The organism is Myxococcus llanfairpwllgwyngyllgogerychwyrndrobwllllantysiliogogogochensis, assembly GCF_006636215.1.
GTDB lineage: Bacteria > Myxococcota > Myxococcia > Myxococcales > Myxococcaceae > Myxococcus > Myxococcus llanfairpwllgwyngyllgogerychwyrndrobwllllantysiliogogogochensis.
This window is the reverse complement of the sequence record NZ_VIFM01000028.1, coordinates 57,969-68,403: the sequence shown is the minus strand read 5'-3', so window position 1 is coordinate 68,403 and position 10,435 is coordinate 57,969. Positions and strand designations below refer to the sequence as shown.

Genomic DNA, 10,435 nt, shown 5'->3' with positions numbered 1-10,435 from the left:
ACCCGGAGCCCACCCCCACTCCGGAACCCGAGCCGGAGCCCGAGCCCGAGCCTGTTCCGGAGCCGCCGAAGCCGACCTACACGCGCATCCTCTGGGTGGCGCCGTCGGGCAGTGACAGCGCCTCCGGCACGGAGAGCGCGCCGCTGCGCACGGTGACGCGGGCGCTGACGCTCATCGCGCCGGGCGAGGCCATCTATCTGAAGACGGGCACCTACGCGGAGCGCCTCAAGTTGGAGGAGCGCGGTGGCACGGAGGCGAAGCCGCTCACGGTGAAGGCCGCGCCGGGCAGCGCGCCCGTGGTGAAGCCTGGCGGCGAGTCCGCGCTGGTGGACGTGCGCGGCGCGTACTGGCGCGTCGAGGGGCTCACGCTGGATGCCGCGGGCTCCGCTGCCTTCGCGGTGCTGTGGCGAGGCACCGCCGCGCATCACGGTGTGCTGCGTGACTGCGTGGCGAAGAACGGCACGGCGGGCGCGGGGCTCAACGTGTCGGAGAAGGCCCACGACATCCTCATCGAGGGCAACACGATTTCGAACTTCAGCCGGGGTGGCAGCGACAGCCACGGCATCATCGTGCAGACCACATCGAAGAACGTGGTGGTGCGCGGCAATGACATCCATCACAACTCCGGCGACGCGGTGCAGTGCATCGGCCCGGAGGCCGGAGCCACCGTGTCCGGCACGCCCTTCGACAACCTGCTCGTGGAGGACAACGAGCTGCACGAGAACCGGGAGAACGGCGTGGACGTGAAGACCTGCACGCACGTCACCCTGCGCGGCAACATCATCTGGGGCCACAAGGCCACGTCCACGTCGCGCGGCGAGGGGGTCGTCGTCCACCTGTCCGCGTCGGACGTCACCCTGGAGGACAACGTCTTCTATGGAAACGGCCGGGCCATCAACATCGGTGGCAACCGGGTGAACGGGCCGCCCACCCGCATCATCATCCGTCGCAACCTCATCCGGGATGGCCTGGGTGGGAGCGAGGACGGCGGTGGCATCCGCGTGGACACGTCCACCGACGTGAAGGTGCAGCACAATACGGTGTGGAACATGCCCGGGCCCTGTCTCACCTTCGGCCACGGCGACACCGGGCCGAGCGCCGGCCTGGACGTGCGCAACAACGTCTTCGCCGGCTGTGGTGTCTCCGCGCGCGCGGGGGCTGCGCGCTCCGGCACGGTGATGGATGGCAACCTCTTCTTCCGCTCCTCCGGTTCCATCTCCTTCTTGCTGAATGGGGAGAGCGTGAACCTGACGGAGTGGCGCTCTCGCAGCGGGCTGGACAAACGCTCGTTGGAGAAGTCGCCGGGGTTCGTCAACATCGACACCGGGGACTTCCGGCTGGGGTCGGGCTCCGCGGGTCGCAACGCGGGCCTGGGGTTGGGACTGACCTTCTGCGGCGCGGCCCCGGACCTGGGGGCATTCGAGTCGGACTGCCCCTGAGGCGGCGGGGCGTGTAGAGTGGGCTCCGCTCCCCCCTTCCGCCCCGACCCTCCACGTGCCGTCTTCGCTGGAATTCGCTCTCGGCATCACCCTGGTGCCTCCGGCCTCACCCGCACGTGAGCTGCTCGCGGCCGCTGCCGCGCGTGCGGGTCTCCGCGTGGTGGATGGCGTGGAGGGGGCCGCGCTGGCGCTGGTGGACCTCACCTCGCCAGACAGTGGCCCCGCGCTTCGCACCCTGCTCGACTCACCTCGCGCCTCGCACATCACGCTGGTGGCGCTGGTGGAACCGACCGAGCAGGGCTTCTCCGCCGCGGAGCCCCTGAGGCCCGCGGACGTGCTCACCATCCCGGTGTCGCCGCACGAGCTGGTCTTCCGGCTCCACCGCGCCGCCGGGCGTCACCTGGAGCGCGAGGGACAGGAGCGCGGTCAGGAAGACCTGGCGCTCCTCCTGGAGCTGACGGCGGACTACGCGGAGACGTCCGACGTGGAGGCGCTGCTGCACGGTGTCACCCGCCGGCTGGCGGAGAAGCTGGACATCGCGCGCGCCACGCTGGTGATGCTCGGTCGCAACGCGGATGAGGGCGTCATCGTCGCGGCCAGCGATGACCCGACGCTCAAGGACCTGCGCATCGAGCTGTCGCGCTACCCGGAGATCCGCGAAGTCATGCGCACGGGTCGTCCGGTGGTGATGGAGGAGGCGCCCACGCATCCGCTGCTGGGCGACGTGGAGCGCAGGGCCGTGGCGGCGCGCGGCATCCACGCCATCGCCGCGCTGCCCCTGCCCATCCGGGGGCAGGTGCGAGGCGTGCTGCTGCTTCGCGCGGCGGGGCGTCGGCGCACGTTCACCTCGCGGGAAATCGACTTCCTCACCACGGTGGCGCATGCCACGGCGGTGGCGCTGCGCAACGCCTCGGTGCTCCAGTCGGTGAGGGGGCAGACGGAGGCGGAGAAGACGGCGCGCCTGGCCGCCGAGGAGCAGGCGGCCTCCTTCAAGCCCTACCAGCTCTTCTTCGCGCACGTCAGCGAGGGCGTGGCCATCCTCGACGACAAGGCGAGCGTGCTGTCCCTGAATCCTTCCGGCGCGGCGATGCTGGACCTGCCGGCGCCCGAGGCTCGGGGGCGGCATCTGCATCAGGTGACGCAGCCGGTGGATGACGGCGTGCTGATGGAGCTGGTGACGGCGGCGTCGCGAGGCGAGGCGCGCTCGGGCGTGGACGTGGAGGTGCGCACGGCGACGGGGCGGCGGCTGACGCTGTCCATGTCCGCCGCGCCGCTGCGTGACGAGGACGCGGCCACCATCCTGTCGTTCCGCGACGTCACCGACGCGCGGCGGCTGGAGGACGAGCTGCGCCAGACGAAGGACTTCCTGGAGCGGCTCATCGACTCGTCGGTGGACGCCATCATCGCCGCCGACCTGAAGGGGCGCATCATCCTCTTCAACAAGGGCGCGGAGGCACTGGTGGGCTACACCGCGCAGGAGGCGATGGCGGGCGTCACCGTGGAGCAGCTCTATCCCCAGGGCGTCGCGCGGCGAATCATGTCCACGCTCCGAGGGCCGGAGCACGGTGGCAAGGGTCGCATGTCGCTCACGCGCGAGGAGCTGGTGAACCGCGCCGGAGAGCGGGTGCCGGTCAACATGACGGCGTCGCTCGTGTACGAGGGCGGGCGCGAGGTCTTCAGCGTCGGCATCTTCACGGACATGCGCGACCGGATGAAGCTGGAGCGCAAGCTGTCGGACGCGGAGACCCGGCTGGAGGAGAGCGAGAAGAGCGCCGTCATCGTCGCGCTCGCCGGCACCGCGGCGCATGAACTCAACCAGCCCCTCACGTCGGTGATGGGCTACGCGGAGCTGCTCAAGCGCAAGCTGAAGGAAGAGGACTTCGCCTGGAAGCCGGTGGACATCATCTACCGCGAGGCGGAGCGCATGGCGGAGATCGTCCGGAAGATTGGGAAGATCACCCGCTACGAGACGAAGGCGTACATGGGGGAGCAGCAGATTCTCGACCTGGACAAGGCGACCTCCCATGAAGACTGACACCCGCGCCGTGCGAATCCCCGGCGGCCCGGGCCCCGAGTCGTTCCAGGCCTTCTTCGAGGCGCTCGACGCCCCCGCGGCCCTGTGTGACCCGATGCTGCGGCTGGTGGCGGTCAACGAGGCCTTCCATCGCTTCTGCGCGGACCACCAGGCGACGGTGGAGGATGTCGCGCGCGCGTTGGCGGTGGCGGCCGTGCCCGTGGATGGCTCCAGCTGCGACATGGAGCTGCCGCTCGCGGGCAAGCCGGGCGCCGTGCTGACGATGTCGCGCCGGGGTGACGTGGTGGCCGTGCGGGCCCGGAACGACCCGGAGCTGGCGCGCAGCCGGCTGGTGATGGCGGAGCGGGCGCTGCTGGAGCAGGCGCGCACCGAAGGCGTGCTGCTGGATTTGGGCCGCAGCGTGGCGGAGGTCGGCGGCGAGGAGGAGCTGGTGGCGGCGGTGGCGCGCGGGGTGAAAGAGCTGTTCCCCGGGCGCTCGTTCTGCATCCGCATCACCGACTCGCGCACCGGCGGGCTGACGTCGCTCTACGCGGAAGGCCGGATGAAGGAAGGCGCGCACGAGCCGCTGGTGCTGTTGCAGCGCGCGGTGGAGAAGCTGAACCTGGGACGCTCGACGCTGCCGACGACGGGCCGGGTGACGGTGCTGAGCGAGGTGCCGCTCCTGTTCCTGGGCAGCACGCACGGCGTGAGCGCGCCGCTGGTGGCGAGCGGGCAGCTCTTCGGCGCCATCAACATGGAGTATCCGGAGGGGCTGGACGCGGACATCCAGCACGACGAGCGCGTGTTGCTCCAGCTCGCCAGCCAGGTGGCGGTGGCGGTGAAGAACGCGAAGCTCATCGACGAGCTGACGTTCGTGCGCAAGTACCTGGAGGACCTGCTGGAGAAGGCGAACGCGCTCATCCTCGTCGCCAACCGGGAGCAGCAGGTGGTGGTGTTCAACCAGGCGCTCAGCGCGCTGACGGGCTTCCGGAAGGAAGACGTGCTGGGCAAGGACCTCTTCTGGCTGGTGCCGGAGAACGAGCACCTGCGGCTGTCCCAGGTCATCGCCGCCGCGCTTCGCGGTGAGTCGGTGAACAGCTTCGAGACGCGGCTGTTGTCGCGCGACGGCAACGAGGTGCGGGTGTCGTTCGCCACGTCCTCGAGGCTTGCGCACCATGGCGAGGTGGACGGCGTCATCGCCATCGGCCAGGACATCACGGTGGTGAAGGAGCTGGAGAAGCGCATCATCCACGCGGAGAAGCTCGCGTCCATCGGTCAGCTCGCGGCCAGCGTGGTGCATGAAATCAACAACCCGATGACGGCGGTGGCCACGTACGCGGACGCGCTGCTCCAGCGCTCGCGGACGACGCCGGGGGCGAATCCCGCGGACCAGGAGAAGCTGCGGAAGATTCTGGAGAGCAGCCACCGCATCCTTCGCTTCACCAGGGATTTGGTCAGCTACGCGCGGCCGGCGCAGGACAGGCCAGAGCGGGTACAGCTCAACGCCGTGGTGGACATGGCGGTGGGCTTCTGTGAGCACGTGGTGGCGCAGGCGTGCGTCAGCGTGCACCGGGAGTACACGGAGCTACCGCCGCTGTCGGCCGTGCGCGCCAACCTGGTGCAGGTGTTCGTCAACCTCATCACCAACGCGTGCCATGCGATGCAGCCGGGCGGCGCGGTGTTCCTGACGACGCGGCGCGAGGGTCAGGAGGCGGTGGTGTCGGTGAGGGACTCGGGGACGGGAATCGACCCCAAGCACCTCCAGCGCATCTTCGAGCCCTTCTTCACCACGAAGCCGGAGGGCAAGGGCACGGGCCTGGGGCTCTCCATCTGCCAGGGCATCGTGGAGAACCACGGCGGCCGACTCACGGTGACGAGCACCGTGGGCGCGGGCACCACCTTCTCCGTGCGACTGCCGCTGTCGGTGGACTGACAGCGGCGAGGCATCCGGTCAGTCCCATCCCCGGAGCTGCACGCGCACCCTTCGCATGAGCAGGTCCCATTCCTGGCGCTTCAGGGTCGTCAGGACGCGCCCGCCGATGACGGTGAGGCCGGTGAGCGTCATCACCAGGAAGCCGATGCGGTGGTCCCTCAGGCCCGCGTCGAGCAGGTTGGCCACCACGTCCAGCGTGAGGAACAGCGTGCCCAGCGCGAGGTACGCGCGAATCTGCAACGCCATCCCCACCGCGACGCCCAGCAGGCAGACGCCGCCGAAGATGAGCGCATACGTGCCGTCCGGTGACTCGCCCACCCGCATCGCCAGCTTCGCCGCCGCGGGCACGTACAGCAGCAGGCCTCCCAGAATCCGCACCGTGTTGCGCGCCGCGTGCGGCAGGCTCCCCGTGAAGAGCTGTCCCAGCATCAGCAGCAACAAGCCCAGCGGCGCCAGATAGATTTCCAGCCCCTCCAGCCCGAAGGCCAGCGCGGCGATGAGCAGCGCCAGGTTGCACGCCGCCGCCGCGAAGGCGCCGAACATCCGGCTGCGCTCCACCGCCCCCAGCGCCGCGTACAGGAGCCCCGAGCCACCCGCGAGCAACGCCGCCTCCTGCGTCGCCTCGCCCGGCAGCACGAACGCCATTCCAATGGGCAGCAGCGCCGCGAAGCGCCGGGTCGCCGCCTCCACCGGGCGCACTCCCGCCCGTCGCGCCATCACCGTCACCCCGACGAGCGTGAAGCCCAGTGCCAGCGCGAAGAGGGCGTCATGCTCGGCCCGCAGGCCCGGTGCATACAGGCTGCGCACCAGCGCGTAGACGCCCACCACCGCGAGCTGCACGAAGTACACGTGCCGCCCGGTGTGCTCCACCCAGGCGCAGTGCAGCGCCACCAGCACCGCCAGCCCGATGGCCGCGATGGCCGTCGTCAGCGACTCCTGAGGAGCATTGCCGCTTACCGCCAGCGCGGCGAGCATCACCCCCGTCGCCACGAGCCACGCGTCCCGCCCCCACGTCATCCCCACCGCGACGTCCGCCCGGCGCGCTCGCGTCCACCGCTGCGCGGTCTGCAGGGCCACCACGGCCCCCGCGGACGCCAGGGCCAGCACCGCGCCGTGGACGATGAAGAGGTCCCCATAGCGCAGCCAGGGGCCGTTGAGGCTCGCGCGAATCGTGAACCCGGCCATGAACGAAGCCAGCACCGCGCTGCCCGCCACCCAGGTGCCGGCTGACGCCATGAGCGACGCGAACGCGCCCTTCCACCGGAACGCCGCCACCAGCAGCGAGGCGGCGATGAGCCACAGCGTCATCGGGAAGGCCGGCGACACCATCCAGTTGCCACTCAGTCCAATGAACATCTCCCCGAGCAGGTTGAGCGCCGCGAGCGTCGACGACGTGGTGCCGTTCACCGCCAGCGCGTACACCATCGCGGTGCTGAGATAGACGGCCATCGCCTGCTGGATGCGGACGCGCGTCGCGCCCTCGGACAGGCCGCGCTTGTGCGCAATCCACGGGCCCACTGTCACCACCGCGAGTCCCACCAGCGCGAGCACGGGGCCCGGCCATACCTCGAAGATATCCACCCGGTGCGCCAACGCATGCACCAAGAGGAGGATGCTCGCGCCCAGCACGCCGCGCCCCTGCGCTCGGGCTCCACCGACGAACAACACCACCCCCGTCGCGCAGACGAGGCCCGCCGCGGTGAGCCCGGGCTGGAAGAGCGCCGCGAGCCCCACCAGCCACACCGCCGTGACGGAGCGACGGTGCAGCAGGTGCCGGAACTGCTCGGGCAGACCCCGGACCGATGCGACGGCATAGACGAGCCCCGCGGCGGCGATGCCCGCGAAGGCTCGCTGCCACAGGAGGAACACGCTGTCGCCGGGCGCGAGCCACGCCGCTTCCGTGAGCCAGTGGTAGCCCTCGGCGCCCACGCGCACCCACTCGCCATCGGGCGGCGCCAGCGCGACGAGCGAAGGCCCGAGCAGCGACTGTCTCGCGGCCCAGAGCGCGGCACCAGCCAGCCCCAGGTACAACCCCAGGTTCGCGAGCAACACCGCGCGGAACGAGGTCGCGAGCAGCAGCACCAGCACCGTCGCGCCGAGCACCAGCAGCGGAGGCGTGATTCCCAGCGCGTGTGACGCGGACGGCAGGCCGACCAGGACCGCGCCCTTCAAGAGCACGAGCGCCAGCGCCGCCACGCCCACGTGGGGCACCGCGTGGTACAGCGGGCCGTGCGAGGGTCGCTCCAGCCGCTTCGCCAGCCACGGGCCGAAGCGCCTCGTCGCCAGTGCGATGCCCCAGACCGCGATGCCGATGAGCGGAAGCCGCCGCGCCACGACATCCGGTGGCAAGGGATGGCCCGCGCGATTGATGATGGCCGTCAGCGCGATGAACCCGCCCATCGCCGCGAGCGTCACCACCGAGCCTCGCAACTCCCAGTCCTTGAAGCCGCGCGACCCGAACGCCAGGAGCGCGGTCAGGATGAGCAGTCCGCCCGCGAGCAGGCACGTGCCGCGCTCGGCATCGGCGGGGAAGGGGAGCCACTGGACCAGGGTGACGGTCGCGATGATGGCCTGCACCAGCGCGGCCGTGGCGAAGCCATCCGTGTAGAGCGAAAGCCCGCGAGCACCGAGCGGCAACCGGACGAGGGCGAACACCCCCCGACCCCAGAAGTCGCGAAGCGCGCCAGGAGCCGCCGCCGGGTCGACGACAGGTGGACGCGGGCGCAGCGTCGCGAAGAGCGCGAAGCCGAATGCCACGGCCGCCGAGCCCAGCGCGGAACGCGCCGATGCGAAGTCGAAGACGGTGCCCAGCACCTGGGACACGACGAGCGCCACGCCCGTGGCCGCGATGATGCTCACGATGCGGGTGCCGTCACGGCGCGCTCTCAGCAACAACTCCAGCGAGACCAGCGCCGTGGGAAGCGCGATGAGCACCCCGCCCGGCAACGCGGCGACGGACATCAGCAGGTCCGGCGGCACGGGCGCGACGCCGATGGCGAGGAACACTCCCGCCGAGGCCATCACCAGCGACACGTCGTCCAGTGGCAACAGCGCATCATGGGGCGACGACGGCTGGGCCCACGCGTACTGCACGAGCCCCGCGACACCGTACAGCGCGCTCACGAGCGCGAAGACCGCGAGGCGACTCCAGTCACCCGAGAGCCACGAGGTTCCATCGACGAAGGCCAGTGCGCCGAACAGCGCGGCGGCTCCGCCCAGGTAGTGCAGCCCCCGCCAGCGCCAACCTCCCGCCAGGTGCGCGGCCACGGCGATGACCAGGCCCGTGAAGACTCGGGGCCACGGTGAGCTTTCGCCCTCGCCCTCCATCCAGGACACGAGCGGCAGCGACACCAGCGTGCTGACGATGCTCCACGTCAGCAGCCGGATGCTCAGCATCGAGGACTGGCTTCGTCGCGCCGAGAGCATCAGCGCCGCTGCAGCCGCCGCGCCTCCGAACACCCACCAGCCCGGCTCTCCTGGAGCCAGGGTCCGCGCGAGCAGCGCTCCCGCGAGGAGCGTGGCCATGACCCCAGGATGCACCAGGGCCCGACGCCGCGACTCCAGCAGGAAGAAGACCCCGGCGGCGAGTACCGGCGCGAGCGCCGAAGCACCATCGACCTGGAGGTCTTCACCGGTCCCCACGGAGAACGCGGTGATGGCTCCCGCGAGCGCGCCCGCGGCCAACACCGCGTGCGCCACAGTCTCCAGTACCGCGCTCGCACGGGGCAGGGCCTCGCGCGCGAAGTGCGTGGTCGCCGCCACCGCGATGACCGTGGCGATGGCCTGCGCCCAGAGCGTCATCCCCGCGAACAACGCGCCGCCCGGCTGCAGGTCATCGAACCCCGAGGGCCCGCTCGACACGGCGAAGACCGCGAGCCAGAGCGCGCCATAGAGCGCCGCGCTCGCGCTGACGAGCAGCGTGTTCGCGGACGTCTCCTTTCGCGAACGCCACAGCGTGGCCCCGAGCGCCACCACGCCCGCGGAAGCGCAGAGCACACGCAGCCACGGTGCCTCGTCGAGCCCCATCAGCGGCAGGCCCGCGAGCAGCGAGGGGAACAGGGCCACCGCGAGCGCGGTCGCGGACGTGCCATGCAACAGCCTCCCCGCGGACCTCAACGGCACCATCCCCAGCGCGGCGACCCCGAGCGCGACGGGAAGGCCCAGGAGCGGTGACAGCGCCACCAGCGAGGACAGCGCGATGAACGCCACGGGGAGCAACGCCAGACCGATGCCCGACAGGACGCGGCCCACGGGCATCGAGCGCCGCGACAGGAACACGCCGAGCCCGATGAAGCCCGCGTGGTAACCCCACAACGCACCCGTCACCAGGAGCTGTCGAGGCACGCCACCCAGCGCCCGCCACGCCTCGCGGACGCCCATGAGCGAGCCGCCGAGCACCAGCACCGCGCCGAGGAACCACCAGATGAAATCGTTCAGCCGGGGCGTGTTCTCCGATTGCGCGTCGAGCGCGACGACGGCTTCCAGTCCGCCACCGAGCGCACCCGAGGCGTCCCGGGCGAAGAGGGACTGTCCGGAGCCCAGCGCCGAGCCGAGGTCGTCCTCGCTCGCGTCCCTGTCTCCTCGCGGCCCCCGCGCCGCCTGCGCTCGCTCCTCCTTCGCGGCCTCATCCAACGAGCGCGCGAGCGCCGCGCCCCAGCCGAAGAAGCTCCAGCCTCCCGCGCGTTGCGCCGATGCGGCGACGCCATCCGCCCATGCCTCCACGCGCGCGGCGGAGTCCAGTGGTTGCGCCTCCGCCACGACGGTGTCGTGTCCGACGGCCTGCACTCCCACGGCGACAACGGCCGCGGAAGAGGGTGCATCGAAGGGCGTCGCCATCGCGTCGAGCGACTGCTCCAGTCGGAGCGCCGTCGCCTCATCGAGGAGCGCATCGCTACGCCAGTCCTGGATGCGTCGCCAGAGGGCCTTCTTGACGAGTGCATCGAAGTGCGGCTCGGTGACGGGCTGGAGGGTGGCTCCACACTCCGGACACTCGCCCCCCGATGCCTTGTCGCGGAACCGCGCGCAGACTGGGCAGATCATCCGCGCAGC

4 protein-coding genes are annotated in these 10,435 nt (G+C 71.0%); 3 read left to right on the top strand and 1 reads right to left on the bottom strand.

Annotated features, from left to right (window positions below; all coding sequences use genetic code 11):
* The 3 genes from FJV41_RS09850 to FJV41_RS09840 form a co-directional block, all read left to right on the top strand.
* Positions 1–1,439 (top strand): right-handed parallel beta-helix repeat-containing protein (locus tag FJV41_RS09850; protein WP_141642179.1); only part of this gene is annotated, 1,439 nt, incomplete at its 5' end.
* 55 nt (positions 1,440–1,494) lie between these two features.
* Complete coding sequence (locus FJV41_RS09845) at positions 1,495–3,474, top strand: PAS domain S-box protein (RefSeq protein WP_141642178.1); 1,980 nt, start codon at positions 1,495–1,497, stop codon at positions 3,472–3,474.
* Positions 3,464–5,386, top strand: a complete 1,923-nt coding sequence (locus FJV41_RS09840; protein WP_141642177.1) for an ATP-binding protein — start codon at positions 3,464–3,466, stop codon at positions 5,384–5,386. The genes FJV41_RS09845 and FJV41_RS09840 overlap by 11 nt, the downstream gene beginning before the upstream one ends.
* An 18-nt stretch (positions 5,387–5,404) precedes the next feature.
* Here the strand turns inward: FJV41_RS09840 and FJV41_RS09835 are convergent, their stop codons facing one another.
* Positions 5,405–10,426, bottom strand: a complete 5,022-nt coding sequence (locus tag FJV41_RS09835; RefSeq protein ID WP_141642176.1) for a hypothetical protein — start codon at positions 10,424–10,426, stop codon at positions 5,405–5,407.
* Positions 10,427–10,435: the final 9 nt, after the last annotated feature.

What these genes read in the sequence shown, in the direction of transcription:
- FJV41_RS09840 (WP_141642177.1), top strand. Translation starts at nt 3,464, where the DNA reads ATGAAGACTGACACCCGCGCCGTGCGAATCCCCGGCGGCCCGGGCCCC.
- FJV41_RS09835 (WP_141642176.1), bottom strand. Translation starts at nt 10,426, where the DNA reads ATGATCTGCCCAGTCTGCGCGCGGTTCCGCGACAAGGCATCGGGGGGC.